Here is a 22,768-nt window from a genome sequence, read left to right as displayed (position 1 = left end):
GAGAAGACATTTTGTCTCAATGGTGAGATTTCGATCAAACCAAGCGAGAAGGAAGCCTGGAACTGTCTAGCTCATGGCAAAGACCCAGACTTCATCAGCCATTCAAAGGTAGGATAGATAATGACGAATTTAAAAGCAGTTATCCCGGTAGCAGGACTCGGCATGCACATGTTGCCTGCCACCAAGGCAATTCCCAAAGAGATGCTGCCGATCGTTGACAAGCCAATGATTCAGTATATCGTCGACGAAATTGTGGCTGCAGGGATCAAAGAAATCCTCCTGGTCACTCACGCGTCTAAAAACGCCGTTGAGAACCATTTTGACACTTCCTATGAACTTGAGTCACTTCTTGAGCAACGCGTTAAGCGCCAGTTGCTGGCGGAAGTGCAGTCCATTTGTCCTCCGGGCGTGACCATTATGAACGTGCGCCAGGCGCAGCCGCTGGGTCTGGGCCATTCCATTCTTTGCGCACGTCCGGCAATTGGCGATAACCCTTTTGTGGTGGTTTTGCCAGATATCATCATCGATACCGCCAGTGCGGATCCGCTGCGTTATAATCTGGCTGCAATGGTTGCGCGCTTTGAGGAAACAGGGCGTAGCCAGGTACTGGCGAAACGTATGCCGGGTGACCTGTCTGAGTACTCCGTCATCCAGACGAAAGATCCGCTGGATAATGAAGGCAAGGTCAGTCGCATTGTCGAATTTATCGAGAAACCAGATCAGCCGCAGACGCTGGATTCTGATCTCATGGCGGTAGGGCGTTATGTGCTCTCAGCTGATATCTGGGCAGAACTGGAAAGAACCGAACCAGGCGCATGGGGCCGTATTCAGTTGACTGATGCAATTGCAGAACTTGCGAAAAAACAGTCTGTTGACGCCATGTTGATGACGGGTGACAGCTACGACTGCGGCAAGAAATTGGGCTACATGCAGGCGTTTGTGAAGTATGGGCTGCGCAATCTGAAAGAAGGGGCGAAGTTTAGGGATAGTATTGTTAAAATGATAAGCAATTAATCTGTGGCAATTAATTAACTAATAAACTGATATCAAAGCAGTAGTCTTATAAGATCTAATAATTAGTTACTGCTTTTCTTTTTGCAAAATAGTGCACTGGTAACTGTTAAGCCAGGGGCGGTAGCGTGGGATTTTGAATGCGTAAAAACAAGGCTGCTGGTCATATGATTATATTAGCCGTTGGTACCCTATTAACGGCATTGTTAAATTTTGCTACGCAATTCATGCTTGCAAAACATATGTCACCAAGCGATTTCGGGATTTTTTCATCTGCTTTTTATTTAACAATGACTGTTGCTCCATTATGTGGTTTCGGAATACCACAATTTTGGTTGAAAGCGTTTGGAAGTGAGGGGTGGGGAGGTGTTAGATTTATTATTCCTGGTTTAACATTTACATTATTCACGACGTCAATCATAATTGTTACGCTCTCAGGTTGGTTTCTATACACGGAATATTATCATCAAAAATTATTATTTTTATTGTCATTTATCGTTGTGTCCCAAGTAATAATAGAGTTGCTAGGTGCGCTTTATCAATTAGAAGAAAACTATATAGCTGTTTCTGTAGTGCAAACATCAGTATATATTCTGCGTTTCAGTGTATTAATTATTATTTACCTGGTTTTTAATGAAGTTTCCATAAGTAGTATTTCTGTTGGGTACGCAATGATATCCTTTTTGATGGTAATTTCAACTTATAGAGTTATTGAAAGGCTAATTAAGAAGGATGTTTATTTAAAAGGCCATACTGAAAGAAAATTCATTAAACTCCAAAATGTTAATAAGCTTGAGATGATTAAAGAGTCTGCAATTTTTGGGGTTTCTGGTGTTTTCTATATGGTTTATTATCAAGTTAATATTGTCCTTGTTAAATATTTTATTTCCACAGAGGATGCTGGTTATTATAGTGTCGCGTTTTTATTCATTTCTGCAGCTATACTGTTCCCTACAGTGATATATCAAAAATATCTTCTTCCAAAACTACATCGATGGGCTTATCAGGATATCTCAAAACTAAAATCAGTATATAAATATGGCAATATATTAATGTTTATATTTGGAGTTATCGTAACAAGTGTCATATATTTTTTATCTCCATATATTATTCCACTCTTATTTGGATGGAAGTATAACGACGCAATAGAATTAATTCAGTTAATGGCGCTCAGTATTCCAATCATTTATTTAGCAAGTAATTCAGGTGCAATACTTGTTACTAAAGATAATATGCGATCCAAAGTGAAAATAATGTGTATCGCGAGTGCTATAAGTCTGATTAGCTTTTTTTTGTTCTACAAACATATCGGCGTTTATGCCGGAGTCCTTGCAACAATTTTAAGTAATTTATTCATATGCCTGGCATATAATTATAAAAGCATTCTTTTTTTTAGGGAGAGTGAATGAGTATTCAGAAGGTAATAAAGAATAACTACTGCATAGGATGCGGAGCATGTTCTTATAAAAATGATAAGATAACACTTGAATGGGATGAATATGGAATACTTAAACCGCATGGTAATATTGATGAACTTGATGATGAAATATGTCCATTCGCATCTCACCATAATGAAACTAGTATAGCAGATTCATTGTATAGTGAAGTAGATGGTTTAAGTTTTCATCAAAAAGTCGGCTATCATCATGAGATTTTCGCTGGATATGCTAGTGAGGGAAATTATAGGGAAAATGCAAGTTCTGGAGGACTCACGACATGGTTGCTTGTCGAATTGATGTCAAAAAAATTAATCGATGGTGTAATTCATGTTGGGGCATCAAAAACCAATGAGCAGTTATACTCTTATTCAATATCAGAATCTATTGAAGATATAAAATTAAAAACACGGTCTCAATATTATCCAACAAAATTTGATAATGCGCTGGAAAATATTGTTTTAGGGAAAAAATATGCTGTAGTCGGGATTCCTTGCTATATCAAAGCGATCCGCCTGTTGTGCAAGAAAAATGATGAACTCAATATCTCTTTGAAATATTTTATCGGCATATTTTGTGGGCATCTCAAGACAAAAGCATTCTCAGAACTTCTCTCTTGGCAGCAAGGTATCTTACCTTCAAATCTTAAGCACATAAATTTTCGAGTCAAAAATTCATTTGGGACAGCTAGCCGTTATAGCATAAAAGTCACATCATCAAGTGGTGTTGAAAGGATGGCTCAGACAGGACATCTATATGGAACAGATTGGGGATTAGGATTATTCAAACCTGAAGCATGTGAGTGGTGTGATGATATAGCAGCTGAAGTTGCCGATGTTGTCTTTGGGGATGCATGGCTTCCAAAATATGTCTCAGATCCAAAGGGGACCAATATAGTATTATCGAGAAACCTTGAAATATCGACTCTTTTAAAAGAGGCGGCTGGCGCAGAGCGACTATTTTTAGAGCATATTGACGTTGATGATGTCATACACGCTCAGGCAGGTAATTATAGACATCGACAGGAAGGACTTTTAATAAGAATTAAGGATGCAGATCTTGAAAAAAAATGGCATCCTCAGAAAAGAAATTTTTTACTACCTACAGAAGTTGATGAAAATCGCAAGGAAATCTATCGCATAAGGAAAATTATATCAAGTAAATCACATACAATATTCTTCGAAGCCAAAAAGAAGAATAATTTGATGTTTTTCTTTTATAAAATGGCATTCCATGAAGTTAAGTATCGAATTCTAACTAAATCATTAATTAAAAATAGCATTAAGCATATATATTTTATTGCTAATTATTTGAAGAGAAAAGGTGTCAAATGAGTAAAAAGATAGGGTTGCTCACGTTACCATTGATTTCTAATTATGGTGGCATTCTACAATGCCTGTCGCTAACTTTTGTTCTGAAAAAAATGGGGCATGATGTAACGCTAATTGATATAAGACCTGCGTTAAATCCAACAAGGCGTTTTTTGTTATATATATTAGCACGATTTCCATTTCAGAATATTCGTGGCATTCGTGAGAGATTTATTAAAGAAAAGCAAAATAAAAAAACCATTAAGAAGTACATAAATAAACATACAAAGAAAATTGAAAATTTAAATCAATTAAAAAATGAAAGCAAAACATTGGTTCTGGATGCTATGATCGTAGGTAGTGATCAAGTCTGGCGCTATGATTACATCAATAATGACATGTATTCCGCCTATTTCTTAGATTTTTATGAAGGCGAAAAATGTAAAAAAATATCATATGCAGCTTCATTTGGAGTTGATGTCTGGAAGCATGAAGACAAAAGACAATTAACCAAGTCATTACTTAAACAGTTCGATGCGATTTCAGTACGTGAAGATACAGGCGTTGATATTTGCCGAAATGAGTTTTCTATAGAGTCTGTAGTACATGTTCTTGATCCAACTATGCTTGATTTATCCTTCTATGATGATCTTCTTTCAGAGCATTCACCAAATCAGGATACAGGTTATTTACTTAAGTACATTCTAGATGAAAAAGAAACAGCGAGTGTTTTCTCAAGCATAATTAAAGATAAACGAGAGATAAAGTCAGAAAAAGACATACATGATGACAATAAATATTATACCCTTGCTGAATGGGTGCAGAGATTTAAGAATGCAGAATATGTAGTGACAGATTCTTTCCATGGCATGGTATTTTCAATCATCTTTAATAAGAATTTCATAGCAATAGGGAATAAATCCAGAGGGCTAAGCCGCTTTATATCTCTCTTAACACTGTTGGGGCTTAAAGAAAGACTCGTTTATCCAGAGGATATTAATAGTGGTACTGACTTAACTAATATTTTGTCAAATGATATTGATTATTTGAGAGTCAATGAAATTGTTGAAGCCTGGCGAAAGAAATCATTAAATTATTTGGCAGATAGTCTTAGATAATTAAAAGAAACCATTTAGAGATAATATATTTAAATGCATACAGCCCCACTTTCATATAAGTTAATCCTTTTATTAGGCGGTGTAAGTTTATTATCCATCCCTTTTTCACCAATTGCCAGTTTTGCCATTTCAATTTTAACTCTACTTACAATGTCAAAACATCTTATTGGCTATTTTCGTCAATGTTTAATATTGCTGGCATTCATTTCGCTTTTAATAATTATCGCGTCCAGAAATTACACTGATGAACTTGATCATGATTTAAGTCATTATTTCATGGTGTATAAAGCACTTTCCTCTGGATATTACAGTGAAATTTTTGGATTTTCAGGTGGCATCGAAGTTGGGTGGCCATTGATATATTTATTTATATCGAAATGCACGGTAAATATATCACCAGTGGGTCTTGCAGTAATTAATACTTCTATATGTCTCATTCTCCTGTACGTATGGATGCTTAAATATGCTTTCAAAAATGAGTTACATAGTCAGATAGGAGTAATCGCTGCGTTAATTATTCTGTTTGCATCAATTCAAACATATGGATATTTACAAAGACAAGCTATATCGACAGTAATATTACTCTTTGCGATATCGACGTCAGGTAAAAAAAGTTTCTTTTATTTAACCATAGCTACGTTATTCCATTTAACTTCACTTCCTATAGGTTTGTTTTATTTGTTCTTGAAGAAATACTATAGTAAAATAAGTTTGCGCCATATAAGTATAATTTTTATTTTTCTGATAGTGATAAAATTAAATTTGTATTTTATTCTCAACTTTTTATCTGAAGTTGGTGCAGGATTACCTGGTGTAAATAAATTAAACTTTTATTTGATGACAGCCACTGAATTCAGTTTTACATCTAAAAGATTTGCAATATTAATTTTCCCCTTAACGATTATAATTCTGTTATCCTGGAATAAAATAAGCAATAGCTACTGGAAAACTATCGCGATATTTAGTTGTCTGTCATACATTGGCTTTTTAGGAGTTCCATTGGGACCCGAGAGAATCAATTTCATATTGTTATATATTTATGGCTATTTTGTATATATGTATCTTTACAAGATGCTTCCATCTCTGACGAATTATTTTATATTGATTTATATTTTATTGTTTGTTATGGAAAAAATGAATATGTTCGGAAATTCTATAGATCCTTTTTGGTCCAGATATCCTTCCTTTTCATTTGAACCATTTTATTATCTCTACTAATTCATAATCTGCTGGAGACTGTAATGTTACTGTCAGTTGTAATCCCTCTTTTTAATAAAAGAGAATCGATCCGATCAACGATTACCTCAGTATTAAATCAAGACTACGCAGGATTTGAATTAATTATTGTGAATGATGGTTCAACTGATGGAAGTGAGCATATAGTCAGAGAATTTGACGACAAGCGCATCAGACTCATTAACATTAAAAACTCAGGAGTATCAGTAGCTCGAAATACTGGTATAGAAGCGGCTAAATCAGAATACGTTTGTTTATTAGATGCTGATGATTATTGGAAGTCCGCTCATTTGCTAAAAATAGCCAATCTAATTGCTTTGTACCCACAATGCGCACTGTATTCCTCTTGTTACTATGAAATATTAGAAGATGGAACTACGTTCATACCAAAGAACAAATACTCGAGAGATTATATGGGGATGTTAGAAGATTTCTTTCAGGATTATTCTCATTCCAGAGGTCTTATTAACTCTTCTTCTGTGTGTTTGAATAAATTTCTATTTCAAAAAATGGGAGGGTTTCCACGCAATATTAAACTCGGAGAGGACATCTATGTGTGGTTAAAAATGTCTATGCTTGGGGAGGTAGCATATTCTGGGGATCCCCAAGTAGTAATTCGGAGGAATGCTGAAAATAGAACATCAACCAGAGTGAACAATGATATTCTATACCATATTAAGTATTTCCATGAGCATCCAGATGAAAAAAATACGCTATCTTGCAAAAGGATTAAATCATTAAATATTTTTCTTAAAAAAAATATATTTATTAATGCACTTTACTCTTTATCTATAAAGGATAAGGGTACGTTCGATAAGTATTTGATTGCCTTAAAATCGATTAGTTTATCATACTATATATATCTTAGTGTATTAGGCAAAATACTTAATCCAAAGTTGCTAAGAATACTTAGAAAATTAAGAAATAGAATACAGAGTTCATAATGGGATCTTTCTTTGAGCATGTAATTATCGAACGGGTAAAGTTATGTCTATATTAGTTACAGGTGGTTGTGGGTATATCGGCATCCATACCGTGTATTCTTTGGTTTCCCAAGGACATTCGGTTATAGTACTGGATAATTTTTCAAATTCAACTATTGAGCCTTTGCGTAGAGTTGAATCTATGACTGGTCAGAATATTACTTTCTATGAAGGCGATTCTTGTTGTGAGAAAACACTGGAGAATATCTTCAGTAAAAATAATGTTACTGCGGTGATTCATTTTGCAGGGTTAAAGTCAATAGGTGAGTCTATTAAAAAACCTGTTGAATATTATGTAAATAATGTTTCAGGTACACTGACATTATTGAAATGTATGATAAAAAATAACGTCAATAATTTTATTTTTAGTTCTTCGGCAACTGTCTATGGCAAAACAACTAGTTATCCAATAAGCGAATCAACATCTATAGGTGGAACTACAAACCCATATGGAAGCTCAAAATTATTCATGGAGTTAATGCTCAATGATATATCACAAGCTCATGAACAACTGAAAATCACAATATTACGATACTTTAACCCTATTGGCGCACATGAATCCGGAAATATTGGCGAGCAGCCTAATGGAATACCAAATAACCTAATGCCCTATTTAACACAGGTCGCAATTGGCTCTTTGCCGTATTTAAATGTATATGGATTTGATTATCCTACACCCGATGGTACAGGTGTTCGGGATTATATTCATGTAATGGATCTTGCTGAAGCTCATGTACAGGCATTGTCTAAAATTTCTTCTTCAGATGGTCTACAAATCTATAATTTGGGTACTGGCAAGGGATACTCGGTTTTAGAGATAATTAATACGTTCGAAAGCGTTACTGGCATTAAAATCCCATATAAATTAGTACCTCGCAGAAAAGGTGATATTGCAGAGTGTTGGTCTGATAGTTCAAAAGCAAATATCGAATTAGGATGGAAGGCCAAGAGGGGGATCATCGAAATGATTCGAGACGCCTGGAAATGGCAGTCTGACAACCCTAATGGATATGGAAAATAATTCCCACTAAAATAATTATATGGTAACTGAATGAATTCCGTTAAAAAAAATCTTGTTTTTGTGATTACGAAGTCAGAAGTTGGCGGTGCTCAAAAATGGGTAAGCGAGCAAAAAAAAATTCTTGATAATTATTTCAATATATATCTTATTACTTCAGATAAAGGATGGCTAACAGAGCAATTTCCTGTTAGTAAGACATTTATTATTCCAAGTTTGATAAATGTAAAAAACATACTAAACATATTTCATGTTTTTAAGGCTTTAAAAAATATTAAAGCTGATATCGTTGTTAGTAATTCGGCAAACGCTGGTCTATATGCTCGCATTTCAAAACTAATTTGGAAGCACCGTGCTATTTATGTCTCACATGGGTGGTCCTGTATATATAATGGTGGTCGAGCACAAAAAATTTACTGCCTAATTGAACAATTGCTGTCTTATCTTTCTGATTCTATTTTATGTGTCTCAGATAATGACAGGAAAAATGCTATTAAAGTAATAGGTATAAAAGAGTGTAAACTGGCCCTTATAAATAATGCAACTCTTCCTGCTGAAACTATGGTTGACCCCGCTAAATATAATTCTGGGCCATTAAGACTGGTTTTTGTTGGACGGATGACATACCCAAAGAGACCCGAATTGCTTGCTGAAGCATTGCATAATAAAGAAGATGTCAATATGTTTTTTATTGGCGGTGGTGAGTACCTTGAGGCGCTTAGGGTGAAGTATAGAAATCAAGATAATATTCATTTTCTTGGTGAAGTTAAAGGGTTTTGCAACTACAGGGATTATGATGCCTTTATTTTGACTTCAGATAGTGAAGGGCTCCCAATGTCTGCAATAGAGGCTGGGGTCGTTGGCCTTCCATTACTATTAAGTGATGTTGGTGGTTGCAGTGAACTCATTTATGAATTTGATGGTGAAAAAAACGGAATTTTATTTGGGAACACTGTTGAGGAAGTTTCATCCGCTATTGATGAAATGCAAGCGCATTATAACAAATATAGATTCGTGGCAAATAAAGTTGCTCATCACTTTAATTTAAATAATCTAAAAGATGAATACATTAACTTATATAAAGGTTCGCAATAGTAAATTAGCCTACTCTGGCACCAAGGTCTGGTCATTACTTTTCCTCTGCTGTAAGATTTATCCACATTCAAGCTGCGCATACATCGCGCGGTGACCACACCTGACAGGAGTATGTAATGTCCAAGCAACAGATCGGCGTCGTCGGCATGGCAGTGATGGGGCGCAACCTGGCGCTCAACATCGAGAGCCGTGGTTATACCGTCTCCGTGTTCAACCGCTCCCGTGAAAAGACCGAAGAAGTGATTGCCGAGAACCCTGGCAAGAAACTGGTGCCTTACTACACGGTGAAAGAGTTTGTTGAATCCCTCGAAACGCCTCGTCGTATCCTGTTAATGGTGAAAGCAGGCGCGGGTACCGATGCTGCCATTGATTCTCTGAAACCGTACCTGGACAAAGGCGACATCATCATTGATGGTGGTAATACTTTCTTCCAGGACACCATTCGACGTAACCGTGAACTTTCTGCTGAAGGTTTCAACTTCATCGGCACCGGTGTTTCCGGTGGTGAGGAAGGTGCGCTGAAAGGGCCGTCTATCATGCCGGGTGGGCAGAAAGAAGCCTACGAACTGGTGGCACCGATTCTGACTAAGATCGCTGCAGTCGCAGAAGATGGCGAGCCTTGCGTGACCTATATCGGTGCTGATGGAGCAGGCCATTACGTGAAGATGGTTCACAACGGTATCGAATATGGCGATATGCAGCTCATCGCTGAAGCCTATTCCCTGTTGAAAGGCGGCCTGAATCTTTCTAATGAAGAGCTGGCCAGTACCTTTACGGAATGGAACAACGGTGAACTGAGCAGCTACCTGATTGATATCACTAAAGACATCTTCACTAAAAAAGATGAAGAGGGTAAATACCTCGTTGATGTCATTCTGGACGAAGCGGCAAACAAAGGTACCGGTAAGTGGACAAGCCAGAGTTCTCTGGATCTCGGCGAACCGCTGTCTTTGATCACTGAATCCGTTTTTGCTCGTTACATCTCCTCGCTGAAAGACCAGCGTGTTGCTGCCTCTAAGGTCCTGACCGGTCCGAAAGCGCAGCCTGCCGCTGATAAAGTTGAGTTTATTGAGAAAGTTCGTCGTGCGCTGTATCTCGGCAAAATCGTTTCCTATGCGCAGGGGTTCTCGCAGCTGCGTGCAGCGTCTGACGAATATAACTGGGATCTGAATTACGGTGAAATTGCGAAAATTTTCCGTGCAGGCTGCATTATTCGTGCGCAGTTCCTGCAGAAGATCACCGATGCCTATGCGAAGAATGCAGGCATTGCCAATCTGCTGTTGGATCCGTACTTCAAGAACATCGCTGATGAATATCAGCAGGCACTGCGTGATGTAGTTGCCTATGCTGTTCAGAATGGCATCCCGGTACCGACCTTCTCCGCAGCCGTTGCCTACTACGACAGCTATCGAGCTGAAGTGCTGCCAGCTAACCTGATCCAGGCACAGCGTGATTACTTTGGTGCGCATACCTATAAGCGTACTGATAAAGAAGGCGTTTTCCATACCGAATGGATGGATTAATTACATTCTATGTCAGAAGCCCGGTCTAATGATCGGGCTTTTTTTTATCCTGATTCTTATTGCATAATTTTCATTGCTTAATATTAACTTAATATTGTCCCTTTAGGATGATAAAGATAATCCTAATTGTATTAGGCTTCGTTGACACATTATTCGCTCAGGCGCTAAAACAATAATAACGTGTCAGGGTGCGAATACATCATGATGTCTATTTAAGTTAATTCTGAGAGCATGTAATGAAAATCACCATCTCCGGTACCGGGTATGTCGGCCTGTCTAACGGCCTACTAATCGCACAACATCATGAGGTTGTGGCGTTAGACATTATCCCTTCTCGTGTTGAAATGTTGAATGATCGGATATCTCCTATTGTCGATAAAGAAATTCAGCAGTTCCTGACGTCGGAGAAAATTAATTTCAAAGCCACACTGGATATGCATGAAGCTTATCGAAACGCAGATTATGTTATTATTGCGACGCCAACCGATTATGATCCAAAAACAAATTATTTCAACACTTCAAGTGTAGAATCCGTCATTCAGGATGTGATAGCGATTAATCCAGATGCGGTGATGATAATTAAGTCAACAGTACCGGTTGGCTTTACCGCAGCGATGGGTAAGAAATTTAATACGCAAAATATTATTTTTTCCCCTGAATTTTTGCGTGAAGGTAAAGCGCTCTATGACAACTTGTATCCGTCGCGTATTGTCATCGGCGAGCGCTCTGAACGCGCAGAACGGTTTGCCGCTTTGCTTCAGGAAGGGGCGGTGAAGCAAAATATCCCAACGCTGTTTACGGATTCTACCGAAGCAGAAGCGATCAAGCTTTTTGCTAATACTTACTTAGCAATGCGGGTTGCTTACTTTAATGAGCTCGATAGTTACGCTGAAAGTTTAGGTTTAAACACCCGTCAGATCATCGAAGGGGTTTGCCTGGATCCGCGTATTGGTAATCACTATAACAATCCCTCGTTTGGTTACGGTGGTTATTGTCTGCCAAAAGACACCAAACAGCTTCTGGCTAATTATCAGTCAGTTCCGAATAATATTATTTCCGCAATCGTTGAAGCCAACCGTACCCGTAAAGACTTTATCGCTGATGCCATTCTCGCCAGAAAACCCAAAGTGGTGGGAATCTATCGTCTGATCATGAAAAGCGGTTCAGATAACTTCCGTGCGTCTTCCATTCAGGGGATCATGAAGCGCATTAAAGCCAAAGGTGTAGAAGTGGTGATTTATGAACCTGTGATGCAGGACGAGACGTTTTTCCACTCGCGAATCGAACGTGATTTGACACAGTTTAAACAACTGGCTGATGTCATTATCTCAAACCGCATGGCTGAGGAACTCAAAGATGTCGCAGAAAAAGTCTATACCCGTGACCTTTTTGGCAGTGATTGATTAATCAACTGCAGGGAAGGGAATCCCTGATAATGAGTTAAAAACCTACCAGAATTTTCGCAATCCCACCAAATTTCCTATGGCATAAATTATGTTTCCCGATAAACTGTGGCGAGTTTAGACCTTTCTTGTTTAGGGCAATGATGACAGTGGAAAATAACAACCTATCCGGGCGCAGCAATGAACCGGAACAGATTGATTTGATTGACTTAGTGATTCAGATTTGGCGCGGTAAAGTGACAATAATCATCTGCATTATTGTGGCTATCGCTGTGGCCGTGGGTTATCTGGCGGTGGCGAAAGAGAAATGGACCTCAACGGCAATTATTACTCAACCTGACGCTGGCCAGTTGGCGACCTATACCAATGCCATGAGTATCCTTTACGGTCAGGATGCGCCAAAAGTAAACGATGTTCAGTCGGGTGTGATTGGACGTTTTAACTCGGCATTTTCCGCGCTTTCTGAAACGCTCGATAATCAGGAAGAGCCAGAAAAATTGACCATCAACGCGTCTGTAAAAGGTCAGCCATTGCCATTGAAAGTCACCTATCAGTCAACATCCGCTGAATCCGCGCAAAAAACGTTGGCGCGGTACATTCAGCAGGTTGATGAAGCGGTCTCCAAAGAAATTAATACTGACCTCGCGATGAGCATTAAAACTCGTGCTTCTGATTTAGAGCATTCGCTCGAGGCGCAGGAAAAAGTGGCTCAGGAACAAAAAGCACTGCGCATTGCGCAGATTAACCAGGCGCTTTCCGTCGCTAAACAGGCCAATATCAAGCTGCCGCAGGTTCAGCAAGCCGATCAAGTCTCCCAGGACACGATGTTTATGTTGGGAAGTGAAGCCTTGTCTTCCATGGTCAATAATGAAGCAACGCGCCCATTAACATTTTCTGATGATTACTACCTGACGCGACAAAATCTGCTGGCGGTCAACTCGCTTAAGATTAATCCAGATAGCATTCATGCTTACCGCTATGTAATGAAGCCGACATTACCTGTTTATCGCGATAGCCCGAAGAAATCGATCACACTGGTACTGGCGGTACTGCTTGGCGGAATGATTGGCGCCGGCGTGGTGCTGGGACGTAACGCGCTGCGTAACTACAAGCCAAAAGCGCAGTAATATTACCCTTCAATAAAAAGCCGGGCCAGTTGTGAACTGACCCGGCTTTTTTACGCCTTACGATCACTGATGGCGTTTGCGCAGGTTCTCAATGACCGTCGTCAGGTCGAGGTCCTGATCCTGCAACAGAACTAGCAGGTGATACATCAAATCCGACGCTTCGTTGGTCAGTTCGAATTTGTCATGTACCGTGGCTGCCAGCGCGGTTTCGACGCCTTCTTCACCCACTTTCTGAGCGATGCGCTTGGTGCCGCTGGCATACAGTTTCGCGGTATAGGAACTTGCCGGGTCGGCTGTTTTGCGTTCAGCGAGTAGCTGTTCAAGTTGATACAGGAACAGCCACTGGTGGCTGGTGTCACCAAAGCAACTGCTGGTGCCTTTGTGACAGGTGGGTCCGACAGGATTCACCAGTACCAGCAAAGTATCGTTATCGCAGTCTGGCGCAATGCTGACGACGTTCAGAAAGTTGCCCGACGTCTCGCCTTTGGTCCACAGTCGCTGTTTGGTTCGCGAGAAGAAGGTGACTTTGCCGGTTTCGAGGGTTTTATCCAGCGCGTCCGGGTTCATATATCCCAGCATCAACACTTCACCTGATACCGCGTGTTGTACGATGGCGGGCATCAGTCCGTCGGTCTTTTCCCAGTCCAGTTGGCTGCGCTGTTGCTCTGTTAACATATCCTGATCTCCACGCCCTGGGTTGCCAGGTACGCTTTTAATTCACCAATATTGATTATCTGTTTGTGGAAGACGGAGGCGGCAAGCGCGCCATCGACATCGGCATCGCGGAAAGCCTCGAGAAAGTGTTCCATGGTGCCCGCGCCGCCGGACGCGATCAGCGGTACGCGGCAAACGTCACGTACTTTTTTCAGCTGTTCCAGGTCGTAACCGTTACGCACGCCGTCCTGGTTCATCATGTTAAGGACGATCTCTCCGGCGCCGCGTTTTTGCACTTCCTGTACCCAGTCGAGGGTTTCCCAGGTGGTGACGCGGGTGCGGCTTACGTCGCCGGTATACTGATTGACATGGTACTTGCCGGTTTGAGCGTCATACCAGGTATCGATACCCACCACAATACACTGTACGCCAAAGCGATCGGCCAGACGGGTAATCAGTGTCGGGTCGGCCAGCGCCGGGGAGTTAATGGAAATTTTGTCGGCACCGAAGGAGAGAATTTTCGCGGCATCGTCTGCCGACTTAATTCCGCCCGCGACGCAAAAAGGAATGTCGATCACTTCTGCGACACGCGAAACCCAGCTTTTATCCACTACGCGTCCGTCGCTGGAGGCGGTGATATCGTAGAACACCAGTTCATCGGCACCTTCATCGGCGTAGCGTTTCGCCAGCGGGACGATGTCGCCGATGATTTCGTGATTACGGAACTGCACGCCTTTCACGACCTGACCATCGCGAACGTCGAGGCAAGGGATTATACGTTTTGCCAGCATTGGATAGCCTCCTTCACGGTAAATTTACCTTCCAGCAGCGCACGACCGACAATGACGCCGCGTACGCCGGTTCCGCGCAGGGCGGCAACGTCATTGATGTCGCCAATGCCGCCAGAAGACTGAAAGGCAATCTGCGGATATTTCGCGCAGACTTCTTCATACAATGAGACGTTAGATCCTGCCAGCGTGCCGTCGCGAGAAATATCCGTACAGAGCACATGTTTCAGGCCAACTGGCAGATAGGTTTCCACCAGTTCTTCGAGCGAAACGCCGGAGTTTTCCTGCCAGCCGCTCACCGCCACCTGTTTATTTCCCTGCTCATCAATACGCACATCCAGCGCGAGGACCAGTGCGTCGGCGCCAAAACGCGTGAACCAGCCTTTCACGATGTCTGGCGACTTTACCGCCGTAGAGCCAACCACCACACGAGCGACTCCCGCTTCCAGCAGCGCCGCGACATCCTCTTCGGTACGTACACCGCCGCCAACCTGCACCGGCACGTTTACACCCGCCACGAGCGTTTTAATCAGCGGGATCTGTCGTTTCGCCGGATCCTTCGCGCCGGTTAAGTCAACCAGGTGTAACACCTCGGCACCCTGCGCAGCGTAATCTTGTAAACGCGGTAGTGGGTCGGTGCCATAATCACGCTGCTGTGCATAATCGCCCTGATGGAGACGCACGACGGTGCCGTCGATCAAATCTAAAGCCGGAATAATCATCACATCTCCAGAAAGTTTTTCAGCAACTGTGCACCAGCGGCACCCGAGCGCTCCGGGTGAAACTGCACGCCGAAGAAGTTATCTTTTTGCACGGCGGCGGTGAACGGCTCGCCGTAGTGGCACTGGGCGATGGTCCACGGATTGACCGGCATCGCATAGCTGTGCACGAAATAGAAATAGGCCCCGTCTTCAATGCCCTGGAATAACCGGTTTCCCGCCTGCGGGTAGACGCGGTTCCAGCCCATATGCGGCAGCGGTAAACCGAAATCGGTCATCTTCGGCACATCCTGTTCGATAATGCCCAGCAGAGTGACGCCGTTCGTCTCTTCGCTGCGCCGCCCCAGGATTTGCATTCCAAGGCAAATGCCCAACACCGGCTGCGTGCAGGCTTTGATAAGCTCGATCAGTTCACGCTCGCGCAGCTGGTCCATTGCCGCCTGCGCCGTGCCGACGCCGGGGAGAAACAGTTTATCGGCCATTAACACCACGTCCGGGTCGCGGCTGACCACCGGATCATAGCCGTGACGTGCCACCGCGGATTTCACCGAGTTCAGGTTGGCACAGCCGGTGTCGAGGATCACCACGTTCATCACAGCACTCCTTTGGAGGAGGGAAGGGTATCACCCTCAACGCGAATGGCCTGGCGCAGGGTACGGCCAAAGGCTTTAAACAGGCTCTCCACGCGGTGATGGTCATTTTTGCCTTTGGTTTTCAGATGCAGCGTCACGCCCATCGTGTAGGAAAGCGAACGGAAGAAGTGTTCGATCATCTCCGTACTCAGATCGCCGACGCGCTGATAGGTAAACTCTGCTCGGTATTCGAGGTGCGGACGCCCGGAGATATCCAGCGCACAGCGCGCCAGACATTCGTCCATTGGCAACACGAAGCCAAAACGGTTGATGCCGCGCTTATCACCCAACGCCAGTTTTAATGCTTCGCCCAGCGCCAGACCGGTGTCTTCCACGGTGTGGTGATCGTCGATATAGAGATCGCCTTTGACGGTGATCTCCATGCGAAACCCGCCGTGTGTGGCAATTTGATCGAGCATATGGTCGAAGAAACCGACGCCGGTGTTGATCTTGCTGCCGCCTTCGCGGTCCAGCCATACTTTGACGTCAATCTGCGTCTCTTTGGTGACGCGTTCAACGTGGGCGTAGCGATCGCGTTTGGTCAGCTGTTCGCCAATCGCCGCCCAGCTCAGCGTTTCCCGGTCGTAACGCAGTCCGCGAATACCCATATTTTCCGCCAACTGGATATCCGTGGCGCGATCGCCAATGACGTAGCTGTTGGCGCTGTCCATCGCCTGTTCGGCAAGATAGCGTTCGACCAGCTTCACTTTCGGCTTCCGGCAGTCGCACTCATCTGCAGGCAAGTGCGGGCAGATCAGCACGTCATCAAACTGCACGCCCTGAGAGGTCAGAATTTGCATCATCAGATTGTGCGGGCCATCGAAATCGGCTTGCGGGAAGCTTTGCGTTCCCAGACCGTCCTGATTGGTGATCATCACCAGCTTAAAGCCCGCTTTTTGCAGCTTCAGCAGCACCGGCACAACGTCTGGCTCGAAGGCGAGTTTGTCAAAGCGATCCACCTGGAAATCGCTCGGCGGTTCGGAAATCAGGGTTCCATCACGATCGATAAAGAGATACTTCTGGCTCATACTTGCTCCGCACGTAAAGCGTCAATGACGCGCTGGCTTTCTTCACGGGTACCGACAGTAATACGCAGACAGCCGCTTAAAGAAGGTTGCTTGTTCTGGTCTCGTAAGATAATGCCCTGATCCCACAAAGATTTAAATACGCTACTGGAGGCGGTAAAGCGCGCCAGAATGTAGTTGGTTTCGGAGTCGAAAACCTCTTCGACACAGTCGATCTCTTTAAGCGCCTTCACCAGGTACTGGCGCTCAAGCAGGATCTGCGCCACACGTTCACGCATCGCAGTAATACCTTGTGGGCTGAGCGCCTGCGCGGCGATATCGGCAACGGGCGTAGAAAGCGGGTAGGGGGCGATAACCTTCAGTAACAGATTAATCACCTCTTCATTCGCCAGCGTAAAGCCGCAGCGCAGGCCAGCCAGAGCAAACGCTTTGGACAGCGTTCGCAGAATGACGAGATTTGGATACTCAGAAAGCCAGCCCGCCAGCGTCGCCTGCGGGCAAAACTCGATATAAGCTTCGTCGGCGACGACAATGGCTTTGCCACGTGTCAGTTCCAACAGCGTGCGCAAATCCTGCGGATTAATCAGCTGTCCGGTGGGGTTATTGGGACTGCACACATAGACCACCTTCACGCCTTCGAGATGGTCAGAGATGCCCTGCATATCCAGTTGCCACCCATCCAGCGCAGGAACGGTGCGGCATTCGACGCCAATGGTTTCGGCACTGACGCTGTACATGCCGTAGGTCGGCGGGCAGTAGAGAATGGCGTCTTTCCCCGGCTCGCAGAAGGCGCGGATAAGTAACTCAATGCCTTCATCTGCGCCGCGGCTGACCAGCACCTGCTCAGGTTTAACCCCGGCATACTGCGCGTAATTTTCGATGACCGCCTTCGGCTGGCATTCCGGGTAGCGGTTCAGCGTTTGCTGAGTCAACGGGTACTCGACCGCCGTCGGAAACTCATTGGCATTGAGCCAGACGTCGCCGTTGCCGCCCAGACGGCGAGCGGATTGATACGGCGTCAGATTGCGGACGTTTTCACGGGCTAAGTCGGTAACGCTGATCGTATTTTCAGTGCTCATGCTTGCTCCTTCAGGGCGTTAACACGCAGAGTGACGGCATTTTTGTGAGCGGTCAGGCGTTCAGCCGCCGCCAGTGTCTCGATGGTTGAAGCCAGCGCGGAGAAGCCCGCTTTCGACAGTTCCTGAACCGTCATGCGCTTCTGAAAATCCGCCAGTCCGAGGCTGGAACAGGTAGACGTATAGCCGTAGGTCGGCAGGACGTGGTTCGTTCCGGAGGCGTAATCCCCCGCCGACTCCGGCGACCAGTCGCCGAGGAACACCGAACCAGCGCTGGTGATGTTATCAACCAGCTCGCGGGCATTACGTGTCTGAATAATTAAGTGCTCAGGGCCATACTGATTAGAAATAGCAATACACTGGGCTAAATCTTGTGTGACGATAAGGCGGCTGGCGCTGAGGGCCTGACGCGCTGTTTCCGCACGCGGGAGTTCAGCCAGTTGACGTTCAACGGCTTCGGCAACGCGACGGGCGATGTCGGCATCCGGGGTCAGCAGAATGACCTGGGAATCCGGACCGTGTTCTGCCTGCGAAAGCAGATCGGAGGCGACGAAATCCGGCGTGGCGCCGCTGTCGGCAATCACCAGCACTTCGGAAGGACCGGCAGGCATATCGATCGCCGCACCGTCGAGACGCTGGCTCACCTGACGTTTCGCTTCGGTGACAAACGCATTGCCTGGGCCAAAGATTTTATCGACCTTAGGTATCGATTCACTGCCAAATGCCAGCGCAGCGATAGCCTGCGCACCGCCGATGTTAAAGACGTCCTGTACGCCACACAGTTGCGCGGCATAGAGAATTTCATCGGCAATCGGCGGCGGGGAACACAGCACCACCTTTTTACAGCCCGCAATGCGTGCTGGCGTGGCAAGCATCAGGACCGTTGAAAAGAGGGGCGCGGAGCCGCCAGGAATGTAAAGACCTACGGACGCCACCGGACGTGTCACCTGCTGGCAGCGGACGCCTGGCTGGGTTTCCACATCAACGGCCGGTAATTTTTGCGCGTTGTGGAAGGTTTCAATGTTTTGCACCGCGACAGCCATCGCCTGTTTGAGATCGTCGCTCAGTCGCTCGCTGGCGGCGGCAATCTCTTCTGCGGTCACCATCAGCGCCGCAACCTCGGTTTTATCAAACTTCGCGCTGTACTCGCGCAGGGCGTCATCCCCACGCGCTTTGACGTTCTCCAGAATCTCACTCACGGTACGGGTGATACTGTCAGAGGCGGAAATCGCCGGGCGCATCAGTAATTCACGCTGCTGCTCTGGGGAACAGGAGTTCCAGTTAATGATTGTGCTAAAGCTCATGTCACTTTCCTTATTATGCCGGATAACGCTTTGCTTATCCGGCCTACAGGTCCAGTAAGCGAATGCGCCACCGGGCGCCGTCGCGTGCAATTATTCCATCATCTTCTCAATCGGCAGCACCAGAATGGAGCTGGCGCCGAGCGCTTTCAGTTTTTCCATGGTTTCCCAGAAAAGGGTTTCGCTGCTGACCATGTGCATTGCCACGCGCTGCTGATCGCCGGCCAGCGGTAGAATGGTCGGGCGTTCGGCGCCTGGCAGCAGCGCGATCACCTCTTCCAGACGCTCGCTTGGCGCGTGCATCATGATGTATTTTGATTCGCGAGCCTGGATAACGCCCTGAATACGGGTCAGTAGCTTATCGACCAGTTGTTGCTTGGCGTCAGTCATCTCACCGTCGCGCTGAATCAGACAGGCTTTAGAACGGTAAATCACTTCCACTTCACGCAGGCCGTTGGCTTCCAGCGTCGCGCCGGTCGAGACCAGATCGCAGATGGCATCGGCCAGGCCCGCGCGTGGGGCCACTTCCACAGAACCATTCAGCAGGCAGGATTTAAAAGAGACGCCTTTCTGGTCGAGATAACGTTTGAGCAGGTGCGGATAAGAGGTGGCGATGCGTTTACCATCCAGCGCGGCGGGGCCATCCCAGACTTCATCCACCGGCGTTGCCAGGGAAAGGCGGCAACCACCGAAATCGAGGCGACGCAGGGTAAAGTAGCGCGGATCTTCACCCTGGGCGCGGCGGTTCAGCAATTCTTCTTCCAGTACGTTCTCGCCAATGATACCCAGGTCAACCACCCCATCCATCACCAGACCGGGAATATCGTCGTCACGCACGCGCAGAATATCAATCGGCATATTCTCTGCCATCGCAATCAGGCGCTGGGTGTGTAAGTTAATTTTAATCCCGCAGCGGGCGAGTAATTCGCGTGAGTCATCGCTCAAACGACCTGATTTCTGAATAGCTATGCGTAAACGGCTGTTGTCTAACATTCTCTTTTCCTCTTTATCCTGTCTGAACCTGTCTGAATTGCGCACCAAAAAAAAGCCCCCGGAAGATATCTTCCGGGGGCTTTCTCATACGTTCATGCACCACTGGAAGATCTGAATGTCTCCCAGCACACATCGCCTGAAAGACTAGTCAGGATGATGGTGATGATGGTGGTGTTTAAATTGAACGCGTGTCATAAAATTCTCGATGAATGCTTATTCATTTGATGCCTTTTAACCTAAACCACTTTAACGCCTTAAAGCAAGCGCTTTTTTTAATTCCTATTTATAGTATGAATTGTCAGTCTTAGAACGCTGGCGTAGCCTTATATAAATAGAGCTGGAGTCAGGAGAAAACGGATGAAAAAGGTCGCAATTGTCGGTTTAGGATGGTTAGGCATGCCGCTGGCGATGTCGCTTACTGCCAGAGGCTGGCAGGTGACGGGAAGCAAAACCACCCAGGATGGCGTGGAAGCGGCCAGAATGAGTGGGGTTGAAGGGTATCCGCTACGGCTCGAGCCTGAGTTGGTGTGTGAAACAGACGATCTGGATGCGCTGATGGATGTGGATGCGCTGGTGATTACTTTACCGGCCCGTCGCAGCGGTCCAGGAGAAGACTTCTATTTGCAGGCGATGCAGGAGCTGGTGGACAGCGCGCTGGCATACCGTATTCCGCGCATCATCTTTACCAGTTCGACCTCGGTCTATGGCGATGTACAGGGAACGGTCAAAGAGAATACCCCGCGCAATCCGGTTACCGCCAGCGGACGCGTATTAAAAGAGCTGGAAGACTGGTTACATAATCTACCGGGTACGTCAGTCGATATTCTGCGTCTGGCCGGACTGGTAGGGCCAGGACGACATCCGGGACGCTTCTTTGCCGGTAAAACCGCGCCGAATGGCGAACATGGCGTCAACCTGGTGCATCTTGAAGATGTGATTGCCGCCATCACACTGCTGCTACAGGCGCCGAAAGGGGGGCACATCTATAATATATGTGCGCCTTCGCATCCGGCGCGCAATGTCTTCTATCCGCAGATGGCGCGTCTGCTGGGAATGGAGCCGCCGCAGTTCCGCGATTCTGCGGACAACGGTAAAGGTAAAATTATCGATGGCAGCCGAATCTGTAATGAGCTTGGGTTTGAGTATCAGTATCCCGACCCGCTGGTGATGCCGTTGGAATAAGCATGCTTCCAGCAGTTAGCCGTCGTACACCGCAAGGGGGTATGTATGAAACCACTGCTGGATGTGCTTATCATTCTCGATGCTTTAGAGAAAGAGGGGAGTTTCGCGGCGGCGTCGGCCAAACTTTACAAGACGCCGTCTGCGCTTAGTTACACCGTTCACCGCCTCGAAAGCGACCTTAACATTCAAATCCTCGATCGCAGCGGCCATCGCGCCCGGTTCACCCGCACCGGACAAATGCTGTTAGAAAAAGGCCGTGAGGTGCTGCACACCGTGCGGGAGCTGGAAAAGCAGGCGATAAAGCTCCACGAAGGCTGGGAAAATGAACTGGTCATCGGCGTGGACGATACGTTTCCGTTTTCCCTGCTCGCGCCGCTGATTGAAGCCTTTTACCAGCACCACAGCGTCACGCGCCTGAAATTTATCAACGGCGTGCTGGGCGGATCGTGGGATGCGCTGACTCAGGGCAGGGCGGACATTATTGTTGGCGCGATGCACGACCCTCCTTCCTCCAGTGATTTTGGATTTACAAGGCTTGGCGAACTGGAGCAAGTCTTTGCGATTGCGCCTCATCATCCGCTTGCTCAGGAGCCGGAGCCGCTAAGTCGCAGCACCATCAGGCGCTGCCGCGCTATAGTGGTCGGCGACAGCTCGCATCTTTCTTCTACTGCGACACAACTGCTTGATGACCAGCAAGCGATTACGGTGTTTGATTTCAAGACCAAGCTGGAGCTGCAAATCAGTGGGCTGGGATGCGGTTATCTTCCGCGTTATCTGGCCCAGCGCTTCCTGGATAGTGGGGCATTGATTGAGAAAAAAGTGCAGGAGCAAATCCTCTTCGAACCCGTCTGGATCGGCTGGAATGAACAGACGGCAGGGCTTGCCAGCGCCTGGTGGCGGGATGCTATTTTAGCAAATAGTGCGATCGCTGGCGTTTACGCAAAAGTCGATGCTGACAAATCAAATGGTTAAGAAAAAATATTTAATGGCAAGGTCCTCATTCTCTTGTCATTTCGCCCCAATTTAGGGCACAATGCGCCGCTTGCAAAAAATGAGATTAACCGACGTTTTCATACGCGTCGGTTATTTTTTTGCATCAAACCAATCATTCATATAAAGAGGCCGGGCTTCGTACCGG

21 protein-coding genes, 1 pseudogene and 1 other annotated feature are annotated in these 22,768 nt (G+C 45.6%); of the genes and pseudogenes, 13 read left to right on the top strand and 9 right to left on the bottom strand.

Features of this window, described 5'->3' with window-relative positions; all coding sequences use genetic code 11:
- Nucleotides 1-120: 120 nt before the first annotated feature.
- From galF to wzzB, 11 genes are all read left to right on the top strand, one after another.
- Nucleotides 121-1,014, top strand: a complete 894-nt coding sequence (galF, locus tag QNN88_RS03090) for a GalU regulator GalF (protein ID WP_414238912.1) — start codon at nt 121-123, stop codon at nt 1,012-1,014.
- Between the two features lie 137 nt (nt 1,015-1,151).
- Nucleotides 1,152-2,420 (top strand): oligosaccharide flippase family protein, encoded by a 1,269-nt coding sequence (locus QNN88_RS03085; RefSeq protein WP_414238911.1) that lies wholly within the window; start codon nt 1,152-1,154, stop codon nt 2,418-2,420.
- Complete coding sequence (locus QNN88_RS03080; RefSeq protein WP_414238910.1) at nt 2,417-3,781, top strand: Coenzyme F420 hydrogenase/dehydrogenase, beta subunit C-terminal domain; 1,365 nt, start codon at nt 2,417-2,419, stop codon at nt 3,779-3,781. Before QNN88_RS03085 ends, QNN88_RS03080 begins: the two co-directional genes overlap by 4 nt.
- The gene (locus tag QNN88_RS03075) at nt 3,778-4,875 is read left to right on the top strand and encodes a polysaccharide pyruvyl transferase family protein (protein WP_414238909.1); all 1,098 of its coding nucleotides are present in this window, start codon (nt 3,778-3,780) and stop codon (nt 4,873-4,875) included. Before QNN88_RS03080 ends, QNN88_RS03075 begins: the two co-directional genes overlap by 4 nt.
- A 33-nt stretch (nt 4,876-4,908) precedes the next feature.
- The gene (locus QNN88_RS03070) at nt 4,909-6,093 is read left to right on the top strand and encodes an EpsG family protein (protein ID WP_414238908.1); all 1,185 of its coding nucleotides are present in this window, start codon (nt 4,909-4,911) and stop codon (nt 6,091-6,093) included.
- Between the two features lie 23 nt (nt 6,094-6,116).
- Nucleotides 6,117-7,055, top strand: a complete 939-nt coding sequence (locus tag QNN88_RS03065; protein ID WP_414238907.1) for a glycosyltransferase family 2 protein — start codon at nt 6,117-6,119, stop codon at nt 7,053-7,055.
- Nucleotides 7,056-7,098: 43 nt separating this feature from the next.
- Nucleotides 7,099-8,115, top strand: a complete 1,017-nt coding sequence (gene galE / locus QNN88_RS03060; RefSeq protein WP_414238906.1) for a UDP-glucose 4-epimerase GalE — start codon at nt 7,099-7,101, stop codon at nt 8,113-8,115.
- A 30-nt stretch (nt 8,116-8,145) separates the two neighbouring features.
- Nucleotides 8,146-9,207 carry a glycosyltransferase gene (locus QNN88_RS03055; protein ID WP_414238905.1) on the top strand — a complete coding sequence of 354 codons (1,062 nt, stop codon included), beginning with the start codon at nt 8,146-8,148 and terminating at the stop codon, nt 9,205-9,207.
- 116 nt (nt 9,208-9,323) lie between these two features.
- Complete coding sequence (gene gndA, locus QNN88_RS03050; protein ID WP_044327333.1) at nt 9,324-10,730, top strand: NADP-dependent phosphogluconate dehydrogenase; 1,407 nt, start codon at nt 9,324-9,326, stop codon at nt 10,728-10,730.
- Nucleotides 10,731-10,966: 236 nt separating this feature from the next.
- Nucleotides 10,967-12,133, top strand: coding sequence for a UDP-glucose 6-dehydrogenase (gene ugd, locus QNN88_RS03045; RefSeq protein WP_414238904.1), 1,167 nt, complete (start codon nt 10,967-10,969; stop codon nt 12,131-12,133).
- Nucleotides 12,134-12,276: 143 nt separating this feature from the next.
- On the top strand, nt 12,277-13,260 hold the full coding sequence (gene wzzB / locus QNN88_RS03040; RefSeq protein WP_414239345.1) for an LPS O-antigen chain length determinant protein WzzB: 984 nt from the start codon (nt 12,277-12,279) through the stop codon (nt 13,258-13,260).
- Nucleotides 13,261-13,323: 63 nt separating this feature from the next.
- On the opposite strand, the gene hisIE is transcribed toward wzzB, so the two are convergent.
- The 9 genes from hisIE to hisL all read right to left on the bottom strand — a co-directional run bounded on the left by hisIE (nt 13,324) and on the right by hisL (nt 20,643).
- Nucleotides 13,324-13,935 (bottom strand): bifunctional phosphoribosyl-AMP cyclohydrolase/phosphoribosyl-ATP diphosphatase HisIE, encoded by a 612-nt coding sequence (hisIE, locus tag QNN88_RS03035; protein WP_196010318.1) that lies wholly within the window; start codon nt 13,933-13,935, stop codon nt 13,324-13,326.
- Nucleotides 13,929-14,705, bottom strand: a complete 777-nt coding sequence (gene hisF / locus QNN88_RS03030; RefSeq protein ID WP_414238903.1) for an imidazole glycerol phosphate synthase subunit HisF — start codon at nt 14,703-14,705, stop codon at nt 13,929-13,931. The genes hisIE and hisF overlap by 7 nt, the downstream gene beginning before the upstream one ends.
- Nucleotides 14,687-15,424 (bottom strand): 1-(5-phosphoribosyl)-5-[(5-phosphoribosylamino)methylideneamino]imidazole-4-carboxamide isomerase, encoded by a 738-nt coding sequence (gene hisA / locus QNN88_RS03025; RefSeq protein WP_196010316.1) that lies wholly within the window; start codon nt 15,422-15,424, stop codon nt 14,687-14,689. The genes hisF and hisA overlap by 19 nt, the downstream gene beginning before the upstream one ends.
- Nucleotides 15,424-16,014, bottom strand: coding sequence for an imidazole glycerol phosphate synthase subunit HisH (hisH, locus tag QNN88_RS03020; RefSeq protein WP_414238902.1), 591 nt, complete (start codon nt 16,012-16,014; stop codon nt 15,424-15,426). Before hisH ends, hisA begins: the two co-directional genes overlap by 1 nt.
- A complete protein-coding gene (gene hisB, locus QNN88_RS03015; RefSeq protein WP_196010314.1) occupies nt 16,014-17,081 on the bottom strand; it encodes a bifunctional histidinol-phosphatase/imidazoleglycerol-phosphate dehydratase HisB in 1,068 nt (355 codons plus the stop codon). The genes hisH and hisB overlap by 1 nt, the downstream gene beginning before the upstream one ends.
- Nucleotides 17,078-18,157, bottom strand: coding sequence for a histidinol-phosphate transaminase (gene hisC / locus QNN88_RS03010; RefSeq protein ID WP_414238901.1), 1,080 nt, complete (start codon nt 18,155-18,157; stop codon nt 17,078-17,080). The genes hisB and hisC overlap by 4 nt, the downstream gene beginning before the upstream one ends.
- Nucleotides 18,154-19,458, bottom strand: coding sequence for a histidinol dehydrogenase (gene hisD / locus QNN88_RS03005; protein WP_414238900.1), 1,305 nt, complete (start codon nt 19,456-19,458; stop codon nt 18,154-18,156). The genes hisC and hisD overlap by 4 nt, the downstream gene beginning before the upstream one ends.
- A gap of 90 nt (nt 19,459-19,548) precedes the next feature.
- Nucleotides 19,549-20,448, bottom strand: a complete 900-nt coding sequence (gene hisG / locus QNN88_RS03000; RefSeq protein WP_414238899.1) for an ATP phosphoribosyltransferase — start codon at nt 20,446-20,448, stop codon at nt 19,549-19,551.
- Between the two features lie 46 nt (nt 20,449-20,494).
- Nucleotides 20,495-20,617: a sequence feature (His leader region), on the bottom strand.
- Nucleotides 20,593-20,643, bottom strand: coding sequence for a his operon leader peptide (hisL, locus tag QNN88_RS02995; protein ID WP_001364200.1), 51 nt, complete (start codon nt 20,641-20,643; stop codon nt 20,593-20,595). (Overlaps the previous feature by 25 nt.)
- Nucleotides 20,644-20,805: 162 nt before the next feature.
- On the opposite strand from hisL, the gene QNN88_RS02990 reads away from it, so the two are divergent.
- A complete protein-coding gene (locus QNN88_RS02990) occupies nt 20,806-21,630 on the top strand; it encodes an SDR family oxidoreductase (protein ID WP_196010311.1) in 825 nt (274 codons plus the stop codon).
- A 45-nt stretch (nt 21,631-21,675) separates the two neighbouring features.
- Nucleotides 21,676-22,657, top strand: a pseudogene (locus QNN88_RS02985) (LysR family transcriptional regulator).
- Nucleotides 22,658-22,768: the final 111 nt, after the last annotated feature.

Origin of the sequence: Citrobacter sp. ANG330, assembly GCF_047467925.1 — a bacterium.
Lineage (GTDB): Bacteria > Pseudomonadota > Gammaproteobacteria > Enterobacterales > Enterobacteriaceae > Citrobacter_A > Citrobacter_A amalonaticus_G.
The sequence above is the reverse complement of the archived record's forward strand: the minus strand, read 5'-3'. Positions and strand labels throughout refer to the sequence as shown.